18 protein-coding genes are annotated in these 20643 nt (G+C 50.7%); 15 read left to right on the top strand and 3 right to left on the bottom strand.

All coding sequences use genetic code 11. The features are described 5' to 3' along the window. Nucleotides 1-114: 114 nt before the first annotated feature. Nucleotides 115-3483 (bottom strand): ribonuclease E, encoded by a 3369-nt coding sequence (gene rne, locus M2371_RS08960; RefSeq protein WP_259267491.1) that lies wholly within the window; start codon nt 3481-3483, stop codon nt 115-117. A gap of 571 nt (nt 3484-4054) precedes the next feature. Between rne and rluC the strand changes: the two genes are divergently transcribed. Next, complete coding sequence (rluC, locus tag M2371_RS08965) at nt 4055-5011, top strand: 23S rRNA pseudouridine(955/2504/2580) synthase RluC (protein ID WP_259267707.1); 957 nt, start codon at nt 4055-4057, stop codon at nt 5009-5011. A 38-nt stretch (nt 5012-5049) separates the two neighbouring features. Here the strand turns inward: rluC and M2371_RS08970 are convergent, their stop codons facing one another. Continuing rightward, nucleotides 5050-5634 carry a nucleoside triphosphate pyrophosphatase gene (locus M2371_RS08970; RefSeq protein WP_259267492.1) on the bottom strand — a complete coding sequence of 195 codons (585 nt, stop codon included), beginning with the start codon at nt 5632-5634 and terminating at the stop codon, nt 5050-5052. A 141-nt stretch (nt 5635-5775) separates the two neighbouring features. On the opposite strand from M2371_RS08970, the gene yceD reads away from it, so the two are divergent. The 14 genes from yceD (at nt 5776) to ptsG (ending at nt 18027) form a co-directional block, all read left to right on the top strand. Beyond that, entirely contained in the window at nt 5776-6297 is a 522-nt protein-coding gene (gene yceD / locus M2371_RS08975) for a 23S rRNA accumulation protein YceD (protein ID WP_034494536.1), read from the top strand. 16 nt (nt 6298-6313) lie between these two features. Continuing rightward, nucleotides 6314-6484, top strand: coding sequence for a 50S ribosomal protein L32 (gene rpmF, locus M2371_RS08980; RefSeq protein WP_034494538.1), 171 nt, complete (start codon nt 6314-6316; stop codon nt 6482-6484). Nucleotides 6485-6495: 11 nt separating this feature from the next. Then, nucleotides 6496-7530: a phosphate acyltransferase PlsX gene (gene plsX / locus M2371_RS08985; protein WP_072011149.1), complete on the top strand. Its 1035-nt coding sequence runs from the start codon at nt 6496-6498 to the stop codon at nt 7528-7530. A 5-nt stretch (nt 7531-7535) separates the two neighbouring features. Continuing rightward, the gene (locus M2371_RS08990; protein ID WP_034494541.1) at nt 7536-8489 is read left to right on the top strand and encodes a beta-ketoacyl-ACP synthase III; all 954 of its coding nucleotides are present in this window, start codon (nt 7536-7538) and stop codon (nt 8487-8489) included. A gap of 17 nt (nt 8490-8506) precedes the next feature. Further along, on the top strand, nt 8507-9436 hold the full coding sequence (fabD, locus tag M2371_RS08995) for an ACP S-malonyltransferase (protein ID WP_259267493.1): 930 nt from the start codon (nt 8507-8509) through the stop codon (nt 9434-9436). A gap of 14 nt (nt 9437-9450) precedes the next feature. Then, on the top strand, nt 9451-10185 hold the full coding sequence (gene fabG, locus M2371_RS09000) for a 3-oxoacyl-ACP reductase FabG (protein WP_034456162.1): 735 nt from the start codon (nt 9451-9453) through the stop codon (nt 10183-10185). 154 nt (nt 10186-10339) lie between these two features. Further along, the gene (gene acpP, locus M2371_RS09005; protein WP_034456161.1) at nt 10340-10576 is read left to right on the top strand and encodes an acyl carrier protein; all 237 of its coding nucleotides are present in this window, start codon (nt 10340-10342) and stop codon (nt 10574-10576) included. Nucleotides 10577-10663: 87 nt separating this feature from the next. Then, nucleotides 10664-11905: a beta-ketoacyl-ACP synthase II gene (fabF, locus tag M2371_RS09010; RefSeq protein WP_172894841.1), complete on the top strand. Its 1242-nt coding sequence runs from the start codon at nt 10664-10666 to the stop codon at nt 11903-11905. A 113-nt stretch (nt 11906-12018) separates the two neighbouring features. Beyond that, complete coding sequence (gene pabC / locus M2371_RS09015; RefSeq protein ID WP_172894839.1) at nt 12019-12819, top strand: aminodeoxychorismate lyase; 801 nt, start codon at nt 12019-12021, stop codon at nt 12817-12819. A gap of 10 nt (nt 12820-12829) precedes the next feature. Further along, a complete protein-coding gene (gene yceG / locus M2371_RS09020; RefSeq protein ID WP_172894837.1) occupies nt 12830-13852 on the top strand; it encodes a cell division protein YceG in 1023 nt (340 codons plus the stop codon). Beyond that, on the top strand, nt 13842-14480 hold the full coding sequence (gene tmk, locus M2371_RS09025) for a dTMP kinase (RefSeq protein ID WP_034494549.1): 639 nt from the start codon (nt 13842-13844) through the stop codon (nt 14478-14480). The genes yceG and tmk overlap by 11 nt, the downstream gene beginning before the upstream one ends. Beyond that, entirely contained in the window at nt 14480-15487 is a 1008-nt protein-coding gene (gene holB / locus M2371_RS09030; RefSeq protein WP_172894835.1) for a DNA polymerase III subunit delta', read from the top strand. Before tmk ends, holB begins: the two co-directional genes overlap by 1 nt. A 10-nt stretch (nt 15488-15497) precedes the next feature. After that, the gene (locus tag M2371_RS09035; protein ID WP_259267494.1) at nt 15498-16292 is read left to right on the top strand and encodes a metal-dependent hydrolase; all 795 of its coding nucleotides are present in this window, start codon (nt 15498-15500) and stop codon (nt 16290-16292) included. Between the two features lie 301 nt (nt 16293-16593). Next, entirely contained in the window at nt 16594-18027 is a 1434-nt protein-coding gene (gene ptsG / locus M2371_RS09040) for a PTS glucose transporter subunit IIBC (protein ID WP_259267495.1), read from the top strand. 109 nt (nt 18028-18136) lie between these two features. Here the strand turns inward: ptsG and fhuE are convergent, their stop codons facing one another. After that, nucleotides 18137-20329: a ferric-rhodotorulic acid/ferric-coprogen receptor FhuE gene (fhuE, locus tag M2371_RS09045; protein ID WP_259267496.1), complete on the bottom strand. Its 2193-nt coding sequence runs from the start codon at nt 20327-20329 to the stop codon at nt 18137-18139. Nucleotides 20330-20643: the final 314 nt, after the last annotated feature.

Genomic DNA, 20643 nt, shown 5'->3' on the forward strand with positions numbered 1-20643 from the left:
GCCCACTTCAGCACCCCGGAGTGGGCTTTTTTTTGTCTTAAATTCAGGTGATGCGGCGTAACAAATAAAAAAGCCGACCGGTTTCCCGGTCGGCTTTTTCGCAACGCTTAGCGATTATTCAGCGCTTTGCGGGCGTGTAGCAGGAGCAGTTGCCTGATGAGTTGCGCTGTTAGCGCCAGCAGAGCCACGGCCACTGAACTCATACGTTGGGCGAACCCAATCGCTCTGGCGTGGTGCTTCCGGGTTGTAATCCGGCGCTGGAGCTTTGGTCATTGGTGCCGTTGCATGTTTAATCACATGTGTAACAACCGGCTGCGCTGGCGAAGTTTCCACCTGAGGAACAGGCTGAACAGGAGCCAGTTTAGGTTCAGGCTGCACATCAACAACGGACTTCTGAGCGACAGGCTGTTCAGCTTCAACCACTTCTACTGGTTTCACTTCTTCAACCGGCGCTTCAGGTGCAGTTTCTTCAACGACTACCGGGGCAACCTGAACAAGTTCTGCTGCCTGTTGCTGATGAGTTTCGACAGCAACAGCTTCTTGTGCAGGTTCGACTTCATCAATCACTTGTTCAGCAACAACTTCGTCTTGCGCTGCAATCAGATGCGGCTGCTCGTTAACGGGAGCGGCAATCACTTCCGGATGCGTCGTTTCAACATGTGGTGCTTCAACCTGAACTTGTTCAGCTTGAACATTTTCAGCCTGCACGTTTTCAACTTTTACGTTTTCAACAACAGTCTGCGCTGCAACAAATTCCTGAGCGGCTGGCTGTGCGTTATGAACGTATGCAGTTTCTTGCTCGTGAGCAACAAAGGCAGGTACATGATCAACGTTGTTTTCGTACTGCGACTCTTCTTGAGTACGAGCAACCGGATAATTAATCCAGGCTTTACCCGAGGCCAGTTCTGGAGAGGCACAAGCTACGGTCATCGGCATTGGTGATTGCGTTGGGTAACGCTCATCACGATAGCGGCGACGACGCTGACCACTCACGCGCAGATGGCGTGGAGAGCGGCGAGAACGACGTGGCATACCGTTAGAATCGTTACGAGAGTCGTTGTTGTCATCTTGCTCAACATTCGACTTTTCAGCCTTCTCAACAGGCTTATCGATAACGGCTGGTAACGGGATAGTCGCCAGTTCGGTACGCGCAACTGGTGCTTGAGCCACTACCGGCGTTGCCACAACTTCAGCCGCAGAATCTTGTTCAGATTCAAAGCGAACTTTTTGGCTCAACTGGCGTTGCTTACGACGCGGCATAACCTGGACGCGTTCTTCCTGCTCCGTATCTACTTCAACTTCTGCTACCGCGTCATCACGTTGCAGAACTTTAACATCCTGCTGTGCCTGGCGCTTGTCATCGCTGCGGCGACGGTTACGTTCGCGGCGTGGTTGCTGCTCGTCACGGGCTTTTGGCTTTTCAGCTTCTTCAACAGCCACGTTCGGGCGATTTTCACGCACTTCAGTATTTTGCTGCTGACCCTGGCGGCGATTACGGCGGTTATCATCGCGATCACGGTTTTCACGTGGCTCACGGTTGTCACGATTTTCGTTACGGTTATCACGGCCTTCGCCACGATTATCACGGTCGCGGTTGTTGCGATCGCCACGATCGTTACGGTCACGACGGTTATTCGGACGACGGTTATTGCGACGTTCCTGGCCTTGACGCTGGCTTTCAGTTTCAGCAGGTTTTGCTTGCTGAACTTCTTTGTTTTCAGTCGCCGTTTCGCCTGCAAACAGGTTTTTCAGCGCACCGAAGAAGCGGCTCAGAAGCCCTGGCTGTTCTGGGGTTGCTGATTTGGCAACGGCAGCTTTAACTGCTGGAGCCGGTGTGGCAGCCACAGGTGTAGATTCTGGCGGTGCAGGCGGCACGTCAGGCATGACGAAGGTCGCGAGCGCAGGTTGCTCTGGGCGTTTACGCTCGGCGTACTCTTCATCTGAAGGCATCGCCATCTCTTCTTCATGCAGCTTAGGCAGCATGTAGCTCAGCGTTTTGGTTTCTTCGCCTTTACGAACGCGCAGAACGGAATAGTGTGGAGTTTCCATCTGATCGTTAGGAACGATGATGGCTTTCACGCCGCCCTGACGGGTTTCAATCGCACTCACCGCATCACGTTTTTCGTTCAGCAGGTAAGAAGCAATCGGCACCGGAACAATCGCATGAACTTCCTGGGTATTCTCTTTCAGCGCTTCTTCTTCAATCAGACGCAGAATGGAGAGTGCCATGGATTCGTTGTCACGCACCGTACCTGTACCGCTACAACGCGGGCAGACGTGGTGACTGGACTCGCCCAGAGAAGGGGAGAGGCGCTGACGAGACATTTCCAGCAGGCCAAAGCGAGAGATATGGCTAATCTGGATACGAGCCCTGTCCTGACGAACAGCTTCACGCAGACGGTTTTCAACCGCACGCTGGTGGCGCACAGGCGTCATATCGATAAAGTCGATAACAATCAAACCGCCGAGGTCACGCAAACGCAGTTGGCGCGCGATTTCATCAGCCGCTTCAAGGTTGGTATTAAATGCCGTTTCTTCGATGTCGCCACCACGAGTTGCGCGCGCGGAGTTGATGTCGATAGCGGTTAATGCTTCGGTGGAGTCGATTACAATCGAGCCACCGGACGGCAGACGGACTTCACGCTGGAAAGCGGATTCAATCTGCGATTCGATCTGGTAGTGGCTAAACAGCGGGATTTCACCGGTGTAGAGCTTAATTTTGCTGCTGAAATCAGGGCGACCCAGAGCACCGATATGCTGGCGAGCCAGCTCAAGCACTTTCGGGTTATCGATAAGAATCTCACCGATGTCCTGACGCAGGTAATCACGGAAAGCACGCACAATAACGTTGCTTTCCTGGTGAATAAGGAATGGAGCCGGGCGATTTTCTGCCGCTTTTTGAATCGCTTCCCAATGCTTCAGGCGGAAGCTTAAATCCCATTGCAGTGCTTCAGCGGATTTACCCACGCCAGCAGTACGTACAATCAGACCCATGCCATCTGGCAGTTCCAGAGAGGAAAGGGCTTCTTTCAGTTCGGTACGGTCGTCACCTTCGATACGGCGGGAAATACCACCTGCACGTGGGTTGTTCGGCATCAGCACCAAATAACTACCGGCCAGACTAATAAAGGTGGTTAAGGCTGCGCCTTTATTACCACGTTCTTCTTTATCAATCTGAACAATCACTTCCTGGCCTTCGCGCAAAACATCTTTAATGTTCGGACGACCATGTGATGAATAATTAGACGGGAAATATTCGCGGGCAATTTCTTTAAGAGGAAGGAAACCATGACGTTCCGCGCCGTAATCTACAAATGCCGCTTCCAGACTTGGTTCAATACGGGTGATTTTGCCTTTATAGATGTTAGCTTTTTTCTGTTCGTGTCCAGGACTTTCAATATCCAGATCGTACAGGCGTTGCCCATCTACAAGGGCGACACGCAACTCTTCTTGCTGAGTCGCGTTTATTAGCATTCTTTTCATCGTAACTTACTCATTATTCTTACATTGGTGACAAAGCTACGGGCATGGTGACGCTGACCGGGAGTGAACCGATGGCCTCGTGACTAAACGCTAAGTCGCCAACCTCACGGTTGTCGCTTGCTGAGAGGCGCAAAGTGTCGGTAGCCTGTATTTCATACGGAAATACAGCGCAATTATCGTGGGAATAACCTTAGAATATTTCTTAAGAGTTGATTCCATTTTACCGGTCAGGCTGCAACCCGCAGCCCGCTAACTGCCTGAAAGTACAATACGTCTTACGCCATTGCTGCGTGGATGGACGTTCAGGCAAAACTGGTAATTCCGCAAAATTCCTTGTTCTAACAAGTATCAACACGGAAAACCGCAACATTATTCCATTGCTAACCTTATTATAGCAAGATGACTTTTGCCTTTGATGCCTCGTTTCTTACAGTTTTTTAACTCACTTTTTCGCTGCATGTCGCAGAAAACTGAAAAAGGGGAGTCAGGCGACTTAAAACCAGGCAGATTCTCAGTTAAGCACATAAAAATGAGTGGCGCTATGCGCGCACGCTATTTAGAATCGCCGACCATGAAAACTCCGACACCTTCAGTACAAATCGTTGCCATTTCTTCTGACGAAGCTGGGCAGCGTATCGATAACTTTTTACTCGCCCGCTTGAAAGGCGTGCCGAAAAGTATGATTTATCGCATTTTGCGTAAAGGCGAAGTGCGTGTGAATAAAAAACGTATTAAGCCTGAATATAAAATCCAGGATGGCGACGAAATTCGTATTCCGCCGGTTCGCGTAGCCGAACGTGAAGAAGAAGCCGTTTCACCACACCTACAAAAAGTGGCGGCGCTGACTGACGCGATTATTTATGAAGATGACCATATTCTGGTGCTCAACAAGCCGTCTGGCACGGCGGTTCACGGCGGCAGTGGTTTAAGCTTTGGTGTGATTGAAGGCTTGCGTGCTTTACGCCCGGAAGCTCGTTTCCTCGAGCTTGTGCACCGCCTTGACCGTGACACTTCCGGAATTTTGCTGGTGGCGAAGAAGCGTTCCGCGCTGCGTTCGTTGCATGAGCAACTGCGTGAAAAAGGGATGCAGAAGGATTACCTGGCGCTGGTACGTGGCCAATGGCAATCGCACGTCAAAGCTGTGCAGGCACCGCTACTGAAGAACATTCTGCAAAGTGGTGAGCGTATCGTACGGGTTAACAGCGAAGGCAAACCTTCTGAAACGCGTTTCAAAGTTGAAGAGCGCTATGCGTTCGCCACGCTTGTGCGTTGTAGCCCGATTACCGGACGAACTCACCAGATTCGTGTGCATACATTGCATGCTGGTCATCCGATTGCTTTTGACGACAGATATGGTGACCGTGAGTTTGATAAGCAACTTGTCGGAACCGGTTTGAACCGTCTGTTCTTGCACGCAGCGGCATTACGCTTCACTCACCCTAATACCGGTGAGATTATGCGGGTAGAAGCGCCAATGGATGAGCAGTTGAAGCGTTGTCTTACAGTGTTACGCAACAGCGCGCGCTAGTTATCTACGGGAGGGTGGAGCTATCCACCCTCCGTCATTTACATCAGCAGTGGGTTAACGCCTTCGTTGCGTAGCATTTCGCACAAGCTAATTAACGGTAGACCTACCAGCGCATTCGGATCCTTTCCTGAAAGCCGTTCGAACAGCGTAATTCCCAGTCCCTCACTTTTAAAACTTCCGGCACACTGTAGCGGCTGCTCTTTACGCACGTAATGGCGAATTTCCTGTTCGCTTAAATGACGGAAATGCACATCAAAAGGTTCGCAAACCACCTGTAAATTCCCGGAAGCAGAATGATAAAGCGCCAGACCAGTATAAAAAGTAACGATACTATTGCGGGCAAGCATTAACTGCTCCACGGCTTTCTCTTCGCTATGCGGTTTTCCGGTTATTTTTCCATCTAAAACACAAACTTGATCCGAGCCGATAATCATATGATTCGGATATTCACGGCTCAATGCCTGAGCTTTGGCTTGTGCCAGGCGTGTGACTAAGTGGCGAGCATCTTCACCGGGAAAAGGTGTTTCATCCACCTGCGGAGCCGCGGTAATAAAGGGGATACCCAGTTTTTCAAGTAGCTCCCGGCGCCATGGGGAAGTTGAGGCGAGAACAATTTGCGTCATATTTTTTTCATTAATGATAGCGATTCGGGGAAAGGCATTTTAAACTATGCCACCGCAATGTGTGCGAATAAGTAGAAAAGGCGCTGTTTCCAGGCCATTTTCTTTGACTCTATGACGTTACAAAGTTAATATGCGCGCCCTATGCAAAAAGTAAAATTACCCCTGACTCTCGACCCGGTTCGTACGGCTCAAAAACGCCTTGATTATAAGGGTGTTTACACCCCTATTCAGGTAGAGCGTGTCGCCGAGTTTGTAGTCAGTGTAGACAGTGATGTGGAATGCGATATGTCATTCGCCATCGACAACCAGCGCCTCGCGGTTCTTACCGGTGATGCGAAGGTGTCGCTGACGCTTGAATGTCAGCGTTGCGGAAAGCCATTTGCCCATCAGGTCTACACACAGTATTGTTTTAGCCCGATCGTCAAAGACGAGCAGGTTGAAGCACTCCCGGAAGGATATGAACCAGTTCAGGTCAACGAATTTGGTGAAATTGATCTTCTGGCGTTGGTAGAAGATGAAATTATCCTCTCCTTGCCAGTCGTTCCGGTGCATGAATCTGAACACTGTGAAGTGTCCGAGGCGGACATGGTCTTTGGCAAACTGCCTTCCGAGGCGGAGAAACCAAACCCATTTGCCGTATTAGCCAGTTTAAAGCGTAAGTAATTGAGGAGTAAGGTCCATGGCCGTACAACAGAATAAACCAACCCGTTCCAAACGTGGCATGCGTCGTTCCCATGACGCGCTGACCACAGCAGCAGTATCCGTGGACAAAGTTTCTGGCGAAACTCATCTGCGTCACCACATCACCGCCGACGGTTTCTACCGCGGTCGCAAGGTTATCTCCAAGTAATTGGCGATTCCTTGAGACGTCTAACCCTTGCGTTAGATGCCATGGGTGGGGACTTCGGTCCTTCCGTGACAGTGCCTGCAGCATTGCAGGCACTGGACTCTAATTCCGAGTTAAATCTTCTATTAGTCGGTGACCCCGACGCCATCACGCCATTACTTGCCAAAGCTGATTTTGAAAAACGCTCACGTGCGCAGATTGTGCCTGCGGAGTCGGTTATTGCCAGTGATGCAAGGCCTTCGCAAGCGATCCGCAATAGTCGTGGATCCTCAATGCGAGTGGCGCTTGAGTTAGTGAAAGAAGGGCGAGCGCAAGCTTGCGTAAGCGCAGGAAATACCGGCGCTCTGATGGGCCTGGCTAAATTATTGCTCAAGCCGATCGAAGGAATTGAGCGCCCGGCGCTGATGACGGTGTTACCGCATCAGCAAAAAGGTAAAACTGTCGTGCTGGATCTCGGTGCGAACGTTGAATGTGACAGTAATATGTTGGTGCAATTTGCGATTATGGGTTCTGTGATGGCAGAGGAACTCCTCGGCATCAGTTCCCCCAGAGTCGCGTTATTGAACATCGGCGAAGAAGAGACAAAAGGTCTCGATAGCATTCGCGATGCATCAGCATTACTAAAAACAATGCCTTCTATCAACTATATTGGTTATCTTGAAGCGAATGAGTTGTTGACGGGAAAAACCGACGTATTGGTGTGTGATGGCTTTGTTGGTAACGTCACCCTTAAGACGATGGAAGGGGTTGCAAGAATGTTCCTCTCGCTTTTGAAATCTCAGGGCGAAGGGAAAAAAAGGTCGTGGTGGCTAATTATATTGAAACATTGGTTACAAAAAAGCCTGAGCAGGCGATTCAGTCACCTCAACCCCGACCAGTATAATGGCGCCTGTCTGTTAGGATTGCGCGGCACAGTGATTAAGAGTCACGGAGCGGCCAATCAGCGAGCGTTTGTTGTCGCGATTGAACAGGCAGTGCAGGCGGTGGCGCGGCAAGTCCCTACCCGGATTGCTGCCCGCCTGGAATCAGTATTACCCAAGAGTGACTGACGTACATGTATACGAAGATTATTGGTACGGGCAGCTATCTGCCTGAACAAGTGCGTACCAACGCCGACCTGGAAAAAATGGTGGATACTTCTGACGAGTGGATTGTCACCCGTACAGGTATTCGTGAACGCCATATCGCAGCGCCAAACGAAACCGTGGCAACGATGGGGTTCGCGGCAGCAACTCGCGCCCTGGAAATGGCCGGTATTGATAAATCCGAAATCGGCTTAATCATTGTTGCCACCACGTCCTCAACACACGCTTTCCCAAGCGCGGCTTGCCAGGTGCAGGCAATGTTGGAGATCAAAGGTTGCCCGGCGTTTGATGTCGCAGCGGCTTGCGCAGGTTTCACCTATGCATTAAGCGTTGCCGATCTTTACGTGAAGTCAGGTGCAGTAAAACACGCATTGGTGATTGGGTCTGACGTGTTGGCGCGTACTTGCGATCCAACCGATCGTGGAACGATTATTATTTTTGGTGATGGTGCGGGTGCTGTTGTGCTTGGCGCTTCTGAAGAACAGGGCATCATCTCCACCCATCTGCATGCAGATGGTCGTTACGGTGAGCTGTTAATGCTACCAAACGTCGATCGCGTGAATCCTGAAAATTCAATTCACCTGACCATGGCGGGTAACGAAGTCTTTAAAGTCGCGGTGACAGAGCTTGCTCACATCGTTGATGAAACCCTGGCTGCCAATAACCTCGACCGCTCGGCGCTCGACTGGTTAGTGCCACATCAGGCGAACCTGCGCATTATTAGCGCGACGGCGAAAAAGCTGGGCATGTCGATGGATAACGTGGTTGTCACGCTCGACAGACACGGAAATACTTCGGCGGCTTCCGTACCGGCAGCGCTGGACGAAGCGGTTCGTGATGGACGGATTCAACGTGGCCAACTGGTATTGCTCGAAGCCTTCGGTGGCGGCTTTACCTGGGGTTCAGCACTGGTTCGTTTTTGATTATTAGGGATTTAACCATGACTCAATTTGCTTTTGTTTTCCCAGGCCAGGGTTCGCAAGCCGTAGGTATGCTGGCAGAAATTGCAGCAGCAAACCCTGTTGTAGAAGCCACTTTCCGTGAAGCTTCTGACGCGCTGGGCTATGATTTGTGGGCCTTGACCCAACAAGGGCCAGCGGAAGAGCTGAACAAGACCTGGCAGACACAACCCGCGCTGCTGACAGCTTCTGTTGCATTGTGGCGTGTTTGGCAGCAGCAGGGCGGCAAAACCCCTGTGTTGATGGCTGGGCACAGCCTGGGCGAATATTCAGCTCTGGTTTGTGCTGGTGTGATTGATTTCGCCGACGCAGTACGTCTGGTTGAATTGCGCGGCAAATTGATGCAAGAAGCGGTTCCTGCGGGCACTGGCGCAATGTATGCCATCATCGGTCTTGATGATGCGTCTATTGCTAAAGCCTGCGAAGAAGCCGCTCAAGGTGAAGTGGTTTCTCCGGTGAACTTCAACTCTCCAGGTCAGGTAGTGATTGCGGGCAATAAAGACGCTGTTGAGCGTGCAGGTGCAGCTTGTAAAGCCGCCGGCGCAAAACGTGCTCTGCCACTGCCTGTCAGCGTGCCTTCTCACTGCGCATTGATGAAACCCGCGGCGGATAAACTAGCCGTCGCGCTGGAAAATATTACTTTCAACACGCCAACTGTTCCGGTTGTGAATAACGTGGACGTGAAGTGCGAAACATCACCAGAAGCTATTCGTAGTGCGCTGGTGCGTCAACTTTACAGCCCAGTCCAGTGGACGAAATCTGTAGAATTTATGGCAGCGCAGGGTGTGACCCAGTTGCTGGAAGTAGGGCCTGGTAAAGTTTTGACTGGCCTGACAAAACGTATTGTTGACACACTGACTGCTTCGGCCATTAACGAGCCGGTCGCATTGTCAGCGGCGCTCGAGCAATAAGACGAGGGAAACCCATGAGTTTTGAAGGAAAAATTGCGCTGGTAACCGGCGCAAGCCGCGGTATCGGCCGCGCAATCGCGGAAACCCTGGTGGCCCGTGGTGCGAAAGTTATCGGCACTGCGACCAGCGAAAGCGGTGCGCAGGCGATCAGTGATTATCTGGGCGATAACGGCAAAGGTTATATGCTGAATGTAACCGATCCGGCTTCAATTGAAGCTGTTTTGGGAAATATTCGCGCAGAATTTGGCGAAGTCGATATTCTGGTTAATAATGCCGGTATCACTCGTGATAACCTGTTAATGCGCATGAAAGATGACGAGTGGAACGATATCATCGAAACCAACCTGTCATCAGTATTCCGTCTGTCAAAAGCGGTAATGCGCGCTATGATGAAAAAGCGTCATGGTCGTATTATCACTATTGGTTCTGTGGTTGGTACCATGGGAAATGCTGGTCAGGCTAACTACGCTGCGGCGAAAGCGGGTCTGATTGGTTTCAGTAAATCACTAGCACGTGAAGTTGCGTCTCGTGGTATTACTGTAAACGTTGTTGCTCCGGGCTTTATTGAAACGGACATGACGCGTGCGCTTTCTGATGAACAGCGTGCGGGTATACTGGCGGAAGTTCCAGCGGGTCGTTTAGGCGACGCAAAAGAAATCGCCAGTGCTGTTGCATTTTTAGCCTCTGACGAGGCAGGTTACATCTCTGGTGAAACCCTGCACGTCAATGGCGGAATGTATATGGTTTAACCACGATACAAAATATTTGCGTTATTTGGGCGAATGCCCGCAAAATAGCGTAAAATCGTGGTATGACCTGCCGGGATTTAGTTGCATCTTTTTCAACATTTTATACACTACGAAAACCATCGCGAAAGCGAGTTTTGATAGGAAATTTAAGAGTATGAGCACTATCGAAGAACGCGTTAAGAAAATTATCGGCGAACAACTGGGCGTTAAGCAGGAAGAAGTTATCAACTCCGCTTCCTTCGTAGAGGACCTGGGCGCTGATTCTCTTGACACCGTTGAGCTGGTAATGGCTCTGGAAGAAGAGTTTGATACTGAGATTCCGGACGAAGAAGCTGAGAAAATCACCACCGTTCAGGCTGCCATTGATTACATCAACGGTCACCAGGCGTAAGTGAACATCTCCAGGCGGTCATTCGACCGCCTGAGTTTTATCTAAGTGTCCCACTAGTATTATTTTTTCCCTCCCTGGAGGACAAACGTGTCTAAGCGTCGTGTAGTTGTGACCGGACTGGGCATGTTGTCTCCTGTCGGCAATACCGTAGAGTCTACCTGGAAAGCTCTCCTTGCCGGTCAGAGTGGCATCAGCCTAATCGACCATTTCGATACTACCGCCTATGCAACGAAATTTGCTGGCTTAGTAAAGGATTTTAACTGTGATGACATCATTTCGCGCAAAGAACAGCGCAAAATGGATGCCTTCATTCAATATGGAATTGTTGCTGGCCACCAGGCCATGCTGGATTCTGGTCTGGAAGTAACGGAAGAGAATGCAATCCGTATCGGCGCCGCAATCGGTTCTGGTATCGGTGGTCTGGGTCTTATCGAAGAGAACCACTCCTCGCTGGTGAACGGTGGTCCACGTAAGATCAGCCCATTCTTTGTGCCGTCGACTATCGTGAATATGGTGGCAGGTCATCTGACCATTATGTTCGGCCTGCGTGGTCCAAGCATTTCCATTGCTACAGCGTGTACTTCTGGTGTGCATAACATCGGCCAGGCTGCGCGTATGATCGCTTATGGCGATGCAGACGCAATGCTGGCAGGTGGTGCAGAAAAAGCCAGTACTCCGTTGGGCGTGGGTGGCTTTGGTGCTGCGCGTGCGCTTTCTACCCGTAATGACAACCCGCAAGCGGCAAGCCGCCCGTGGGATAAAGACCGTGATGGTTTTGTGTTGGGTGATGGCGCGGGCATGATGGTACTCGAAGAGTACGAACATGCTAAAAAGCGTGGCGCGAAAATCTACGCAGAAGTCGTTGGTTTTGGTATGAGCAGCGATGCTTACCACATGACTTCACCGCCAGAAAACGGTGCAGGTGCTGCCCTGGCAATGGAAAACGCACTGCGTGACGCAGGTATTACGCCAGCTATGGTAGGTTATGTGAACGCGCATGGCACTTCCACACCAGCTGGCGATAAAGCTGAAACGCAAGCGGTTAAGACTATTTTTGGCGAAGATGCCTACCGTGTTCTGGTAAGTTCAACCAAGTCTATGACCGGTCACCTGTTAGGCGCTGCTGGGGCAGTAGAGTCAATCTACTCCATCCTTGCTCTGCGCGATCAGGCGATTCCACCGACCATTAACCTTGATAACCCTGACGAAGGTTGCGATCTGGACTTTGTTCCTCATGTTGCACGCCAGGTAAAAGGAATGGAATACACTCTGTGTAACTCCTTCGGGTTTGGTGGTACAAACGGTTCTCTGATCTTCAAGAAGATCTAAACCGTCTCCATAAAGGGCCCGCTTGCGGGCCCTTTATGCATCTCAATTATTCCCCTCTTGCTGCATTCTTCCCGCACTGGCACTCTTAACTCACAACACATTGAGGAGTTGTTATGTATTTAATCAATGGTGAGCGAACCGAAGCTTTAGCGGCGAACGATCGCGCAGTGCAGTTTGGCGACGGTTGTTTTACGACATCTCGCGTTAGTGACGGTCAGGTCAGATTTTTAGAACAACACCTCATCCGTTTGCAGCAAGCCTGCGAAAAACTCCTTATTCCGTTTGCCGACTGGTCACTGCTAAAAAGCGAAATGCAGCAGCTCGCTTCAACACAACAGCAGGCCGTTTTAAAAGTCGTCATTACTCGCGGCAGTGGTGGACGAGGCTACAGCGCGGCAAATTGCCAGCAACCGACACGTATATTATCCGTTTCCGCCTTTCCCTCGTTTTATCCGCAGTGGTGCGAGGAGGGGATTAGCCTTGCGTTAAGCCCGATTCAGTTAGGAATTAATCCGTACCTTGCAGGCATTAAGCACCTTAATCGCCTCGAACAAGTGCTGATTCGTACGCATCTTGAACAGACGCAAGCCCAGGAAGCCCTGGTTCTTGACAGTGATGGGTGGCTTACGGAATGCTGTGCCGCGAATTTATTTTGGCGTAAAGGAATGCAGGTATTTACACCGTATGTAGATAAATCTGGTGTAAACGGCACTATGCGCCAGCATATTATCTCCTGTCTTACCGGTTCTGCCTGGCAGTTCACGCAAGTTCGGGAAAGAGTAGACACGCTGGCCCAGGCCGACGAAGTGCTAATTTGCAACGCATTAATGCCGGTTGTCCCTGTTAAACAGGCTGAATCCTGGCAATTTGAATCTCGTGAGCTTTATCAATTTTTAGCACCACTTTGTGAGTAACCGATTAACAATGAAAAAGATGCTACGTTTCTTTCTGCTGCTGTTAGTGGTGTTAGGTGTGGCGGCAGGCTTTGGCTTGTACAAAGTCCGCCAGCTTGCTAATAGCCATCTGACTATTGAACAAGAAACCATATTCACCCTTAAGGCGGGTACGGGTCGTCTGGCGTTGGGTAAACAGCTGTACGAAGAAAAACTGCTCAATCGCCCACGCGTGTTCCAGTGGCTGCTGAAAATTGAGCCGGACCTCGCCAATTTCAAAGCCGGGACTTATCGCTTTACGCCGCAAATGACCGTGCGCGAAATGCTTAAACTTTTAGCCAGCGGTAAAGAAGCGCAATTCCCCATCCGTTTTGTGGAAGGGACGCGTCTGAGCGACTGGCTGAAACAACTGCGCGAAGCGCCATACATTCAGCACACGCTTAAAGATGACAGCTATTCTACGGTTGCCGAAGCCTTAAAATTTGAACATCCAGAATGGGTGGAAGGCTGGTTCTTCCCGGATACCTGGTTATATACCGCGAATACGACGGATGTTGCGCTACTCAAACGTGCGCATGAGCGCATGGTTAAAGCGGTACAAGCGGCGTGGGATGGCAAAAAAGACGGTCTGCCGTACAAAACGCAAAATGATTTAGTTACCATGGCTTCGATTATCGAGAAAGAAACTGCGGTTGCAGCAGAACGTGATCAGGTCGCTTCGGTGTTTATTAACCGCCTGCGTATCGGTATGCGCTTACAAACCGATCCGACGGTAATTTACGGCATGGGTGAAAGCTATAATGGTAAGCTGTCACGCAAAGATCTGGAAACCCCGACGCCGTACAACACCTATGTCATAAGCGGAATGCCGCCTGGCCCGATTGCCATCCCTGGTGATGCGTCGTTACAGGCTGCAGCGCATCCGGCGAAAACGCCTTATCTTTATTTCGTCGCAGATGGAAAAGGCGGGCACACATTTAATACTAACCTTGCCAGCCACAACCAGGCTGTGCAGGTCTATATCAAAGCGTTGAAGGACAAGAATGGTCAGTAAATTTATCGTCATCGAAGGGCTCGAAGGAGCAGGGAAAACTAACGCGCATAACGTGGTGGTTGCGACCTTAAAAGAGCTGGGCATCACCGATCTGGTGTTCACGCGTGAACCCGGCGGAACTCCGCTGGCAGAAAGATTGCGCGAGCTGACGCTGAATAACAAAGGTATCGGCGATGAGATAGTGACGGATAAAGCCGAAGTGTTGATGTTTTACGCTGCGCGTGTGCAGCTAGTGGAAACCGTCATCAAACCGGCACTGGAGCGGGGTGCATGGGTGATTGGCGATCGTCATGACCTCTCGACGCAAGCCTATCAGGGCGGCGGTCGTTGTATCGATCAGCAATTACTCATGGCGCTGCGTAATACCGTACTCGGCGATTTCTATCCGGATCTGACGATTTATCTTGATGTGACACCTGAAGTTGGCCTTAAGCGTGCGCGTGCGCGTGGAGAACTGGATCGCATCGAACAGGAATCTTTCGACTTCTTTAACCGTACCCGTGCGCGTTACCTCGAACTTGCCGCAACCGACAGCCGTATTCGTACGATTGATGCGACACAATCGCTTGAAGATGTTTCGCAGGCCGTTCGTCACGCCGTGCTTGAGTGGGCTAAGGAGCTGGCGTAATGAAATGGTATCCATGGTTACGCGCACCGTTTGAGCAAATCCTCAGTCAGTACCAGTCAGGTCGCGGGCACCATGCATTACTGCTTCATTCATTATCCGGCATGGGCGATGACGCGTTAATTTACGCTCTCACGCGCTGGATAATGTGCCAAACGCCGCAAGGTAATAAAAGCTGCGGTCAATGCCGCAGCTGTCAGTTGATGCAGGCAGGTACGCATCCGGACAGCTATGTCATTGCCCCGGAGAAAGGTAAATCGAGCCTCGGCATTGATGCTATCCGCGAAATGACTGAGAAGCTTTACAGCCATGCGCAGCAGGGTGGGGCAAAAGTTGTCTGGCTGGAAGATGCCGGGCTTCTCACTGAAGCTGCGGCAAACGCATTATTGAAAACACTCGAAGAGCCGCCAGCAAAAACCTGGTTTTTCCTCGGCTGCCGCGAACCGGCCCGTTTGCCAGCAACCTTACGTAGTCGTTGCCTTTACTGGTATTTAACCCCCCCTGATGAAACCTTCGCTTTAGCCTGGCTTGCGCGAGAAATCACGTTGGAGAGCGCACAATTGCGAGCGGCATTGCGTTTAAGCTCCGGCGCTCCGGCAGGCGCGCTGGCTTTGCTGCAACCGGAGTCATGGAAACACCGGCAGGCGTTGTGTGACAAACTTAGCGAATCCTGTGCGACGAAAAACATGCTGGCTTTGTTGCCTGCTTTAAACAGCGACGATGCCGCGGTTCGACTTCACTGGTTATCTTCGCTGCTGGTTGATGCACTAAAATGGCAGCAAGGAGCGACAGCCTGGCTGACAAATGATGATCAACACGCTCTGGTGGCAAACCTGGCTAACAGCGCGACACCTGCTATGCTGCAAGCTATCCTTCATAATTGGTTTAATTGTCGTGAATCGCTGCTCAGCGTAGTGGGCGTGAATCGCGAATTATTGCTGACTGAACAATTACTCACCTGGGAGCGCATTATGCAGCCCGGTGCAGTCCTTCCTACATTCCATCTTTAAGAGTATCTGTATGTTCCTGGTTGACTCACATTGCCATCTCGATGGCCTCGATTACCAATCCCTGCATAAAAGCGTTGATGACGTTCTGGAAAAAGCGGCCGCGCGCGATGTGAAATTCTGCCTTGCCGTTGCCACCACGCTTGAGGGGTATCGCAATATGCGCCAACTGGTGGGCGAGCGTAATAACGTGGCGTATTCGTGTGGCGTCCATCCGCTCAATCAAGCAGAAGATTATGACGTTGAAGAACTTCGCCGTCTTGCCGCCGATCCGGGCGTGGTCGCAATGGGTGAAACGGGGCTGGATTATTTCTATACCCCGGAAACCAAGGCGCGCCAGCAGGAGTCATTCCGTCATCACATTCAAATTGGACGTGAACTCAATAAACCGGTGATTGTGCACACGCGTGATGCCCGCGCCGATACGCTCTCGATTCTGCATGAAGAGAAAGTGACAGACTGCGGTGGGGTACTACACTGTTTTACAGAAGACACAGAAACTGCTGGAAAATTGCTCGATATGGGCTTTTATATCTCTTTTTCCGGCATTGTGACCTTCCGCAATGCTGAACAACTCAGGGAAGCGGCGCGTTATGTGCCACTGGATCGCATACTCGTGGAAACTGATTCACCTTATCTTGCTCCAGTGCCGCATCGTGGCAAGGAAAACCAGCCTGCAATGACGCGTGACGTGGCGGAATATATGGCGGTGCTGAAAGGGGTTTCACTTGAGGAATTGGCCGTTGCGACGACAAAAAACTTCGCTACGTTGTTTCATATTCCTGACTCCCGCTTGCAATCTGCCTGATAAATCAGACTTATTTTAAAGCTCGTAATTAATGATCGAAGCGAGTAAAGTGCACCGCCACAAAAAGGGCGGTGCAGGCCGTTTTTGTAACATTCAGAAACGCGTTTTGTAAATTTATGAAAGTTTTTCATATGGCTTTTAGAGAAACGTGATAGCCGTCAAACAAACTTTCATGGATTTATTTTACTCTGCGTAATAAATCAAAAGGCACTTAGATGCCTGTTTATGGACCGGATCTCCCCCCAGTCCGATGCGCATAACGCGTAAAAAAAAGCACAAATACTCAGGAGCACTCTCAATTATGTTTAAGAATGCATTTGCTAACCTGCAAAAGGTGGGTAAATCGCTGATGTTGCCAGTATCCGTACTGCCAATCGCAGGTATTCTGCTTGGCGTCGGTTCTGCAAACTTCAGCTGGCTGCCAGCAGTGGTTTCTCATGTTATGGCGGAAGCGGGCGGTTCAGTCTTCGCCAACATGCCGCTGATTTTTGCTATCGGTGTTGCATTAGGCTTCACAAATAACGATGGCGTTTCTGCATTAGCCTCTGTGGTTGCATACGGCATCATGGTTAAAACCATGGCAGTTGTTGCGCCATTGGTTCTGCATATCCCTGCGGAAGAGATCGCGTCAAAACACCTGGCTGATACCGGTGTTCTGGGCGGTATCATCTCGGGTGCCATTGCAGCCTACATGTTTAACCGTTTCTATCGCATCAAGCTGCCAGAATATCTGGGCTTCTTCGCGGGTAAACGTTTCGTGCCGATCATCTCTGGTCTGGCTGCGATCTTCATGGGCGTTGTGCTGTCCTTCATCTGGCCTCCAATCGGTACGGCTATTCAGACCTTCTCTCAGTGGGCTGCTTACCAGAACCCGGTTGTGGCATTCGGCATCTACGGTTTCGTAGAGCGTTGCCTGGTACCATTTGGTCTGCACCATATCTGGAACGTTCCATTCCAGATGCAGATTGGTGAATACACCAACGCTGCGGGCCAGGTATTCCACGGCGATATCCCACGTTACATGGCAGGTGACCCAACTGCGGGCAAACTGTCTGGTGGCTTCCTGTTCAAAATGTACGGTCTGCCTGCTGCGGCTATCGCAATCTGGCACTCAGCTAAACCTGAGAACCGTGCAAAAGTCGGCGGCATCATGATTTCCGCTGCGTTGACCTCGTTCCTGACCGGTATCACCGAGCCAATCGAGTTCTCCTTCATGTTCGTTGCTCCAATCCTGTACATCATCCACGCGGTGTTGGCAGGCCTGGCGTTCCCAATCTGTATCCTTCTGGGGATGCGTGACGGTACTTCATTCTCTCACGGTCTGATTGACTTCATCGTGCTGAGCGGAAACAGCAGCAAACTGTGGTTGTTCCCAATCGTTGGCCTGTGCTACGCAGCGATTTACTACACCGTGTTCCGCGTGCTGATCAAAGCACTTGACCTGAAAACTCCAGGTCGTGAAGACGCAACTGCCGAGACTTCTACCACTTCCACAAGCGAAATGGCACCAGCTCTGGTTAGCGCGTTCGGCGGCAAAGAAAACATCACTAACCTGGATGCGTGTATTACCCGTCTGCGTGTTAGCGTGGCCGACATCTCTAAAGTCGACCAGGCTGGCCTGAAGAAATTGGGTGCGGCAGGTGTAGTGGTGGCTGGTTCAGGTGTTCAGGCAATCTTCGGTACTAAATCCGATAACCTGAAAACTGAAATGGATGAGTGGATCCGTAACAGCTAAAAAGTAGTTGGGGAGAACTGAGGGAGGCCAGTCAAATGGCCTCCCTTTTTTATTGCCGTCTTTAGGTTTTGTTGGGCGGATAAGCTTGCGTCATCCGCCAGGGGGTAAATCAGAAGGTATAATTTGCGCTAACGGAGAAGTTACGCGGCGCGCCGTAGACAATCCCACGACTATCAACGTTGGTGTCGTAAGATTTATCAAACAGGTTATCGATATTCGCCTGAACCGAGAACGCTTTCGTCACGCTATAGCGAGCGAATAAATCAACCAATGCGAAACTGCCTTGCTCTGAACGATACGTACCACCCGGGACAGGAACGTCGGACCAGACATGGTCTTGCCAGTTTACGCCACCGCCCACAGCAAGAGCCTGGAGCATTGGCAAACGATAACTGGTAAACAGCTTAACGCTGGTTCGAGGCAGATTTGGGTTAACCGCATTGCCATCGCTATCCTCAGCAACATAACGCGTTGCGCCAAACGACATCTGCCAGTTATCAGTCAGAGCGCCATTCACTTCAAATTCGACCCCACGGCTCACCGTGCCGTCAGCTTCACGATAAGCTGTTTCGCCATTGGTGCCAGGAATAACCAGACCGGTGGATTGCGCCAGATGATCTTGTTCGATGCGGAAGGCGGCCAAAGATGTCGTCAAACGGCCACTCATCCAGTCAGCTTTTAAACCCGCTTCGTAGTTATTGCCGGTAATTGGCGACAGATATTTCTGCTCGCTATCGCGCTGAGTCTGCGGCTTAAACACCGAGGTGTAACTTGCGTAAGTGGACCAGGTGTCATTGATATCAAAGACGATGCCCGCATACGGAGAGGTATTATTTTTCTCCAGCTTCTGGTTAAGCGTATCAAGATTGTACTTGGTGTAACGCGCCCCAAGAATAACGTGTAGCGGATCGGCAAGGGTCACGCGCGTCGCCAGGTAGGCCGATTTTTGATGAATCGTATCTTTCTGCGCGAGGCTTAATGGGCTCCAGTCAGTTTCAGGGAAGTCACCATTGTAGTTGTTGTAATTGCCAAGTTCGGTGTCGCTGATATTGGCCCACGAGCTGTAATAGGTATTGTTCTGGCGCGAATAGCTGGTGCCGAACATCAGTTCATGCTGGCGACCAAACAGCTCATATGAACCATTGGCAAAGGTATCTAACGCATCGACTTTACGCTTCCCGGTGTTGTAACCCGTGCCTCCAACGTAAGGATATGACGGGCCATACGGGCTAACCAACATGCCGGTGGATTTATCGACCAGACCATCAAGATAAAGTTGTTGGCTATCCAGCGTCGTTTCCGTATGTGTCGCATTGACTGTCAGTTGCCAGTCATAGCCCAGCATTTGTTTGATGGTGGCAAAAGTACGCTTCGTTTCTTTGTCGTTGTAGGCCCAGTCAGGTGCGGTGCTGTAGCTACGGTCTGGATTGGTTTTGCTACCATCGGTGTACCAACGCGGAATACCGCCCCAGGTTGGATTATTGACGTTGGTTTCCTGGTAGTCATAGCCAACAGATAAGCTGGTCGCGTCGGTCAGGTCCGCATCCACAACACCATAGAAGAATTTCTTCTTCTGGTTATAGCGGTCAACCCAACTGTCGTTGTCCTGATAACCCGCGACCATTCGACCACGAATATTGCCGTTGTCGGTCAAAGGGGTGGACAAATCTGCGACGTAGCGCTGTTTGTCCCAGCTGCCGTATTCAGCAGAAACGCTGGTGGTGAATTCACGGCTGTCGGCGTGTTTACGCACCATATTGATGGCAGCTGAAGGGTTGCCCGAGCCTGTGGTCAGGCCGTTTGCGCCACGCACCACTTCAATGCGTTCATAGATTGCAGTATCAGAAAGCGCATCGCCGAGATTCCAGTTGGACTCGAACAGTGTCGGAATACCATCCACCATAAAGTTATCAATGGCGAAACCGCGTGCGTAATAAGTCGCGCGGTCAGAATCAGCGTAAGTCTCGCTGATCCCCACAGTGTTATTGAGCACATCGCCCAGGGATTCCAGCTTCTGATCCTTCATCCGCTGTTCACTGATAATGCTGACGGATTGAGGAATATCTCGTGGAACCAACAACATTTTTGTGCCGCTGGTGGTGGTTTTGACACTGTAATCCTGCGCATCTTCAGCATCGCTGGCGTTCGCCTGCGTGCTTTCTACTATCAGTGTATCTTCGCTTTTTTTCTCCGCCGCGAAAGCAGCAGAGGGCATCAGTGCGAAAGCGATACAGGATGCAAGAAGAGAGATTGTACTGGCGGGGGCGAGCCGACCATCCCTGGTAGAAGTAGTGAAAGACATCATAAACCCTTAATGGATGTTGGAAGTTGTGTCCCTGTGCCAGTGGAATCCGGTCACGGAGTACAGCGTTTTTCGCATATAACATATGAATGAAAATGCAAATGAGAAATATACGCATTCATATGAATCGTGTAAACATTTGTTACCCTGCAAATGAAATGTTGTTTTAAACCTGTATTGAAGAGGGATTTACGGTGTGTAAGGCAGGTTCGTGACCTGAAGTGTGATAAAGAATTACTGGCTTATGGTTGAAAGAGAGTGAGTAACTCGCTCATACTCTTACGTTATGCCCGTCACACAATGAATAAATAAAG

This window comes from Buttiauxella sp. BIGb0471 (assembly GCF_024807715.1).
GTDB lineage: Bacteria > Pseudomonadota > Gammaproteobacteria > Enterobacterales > Enterobacteriaceae > Buttiauxella > Buttiauxella agrestis.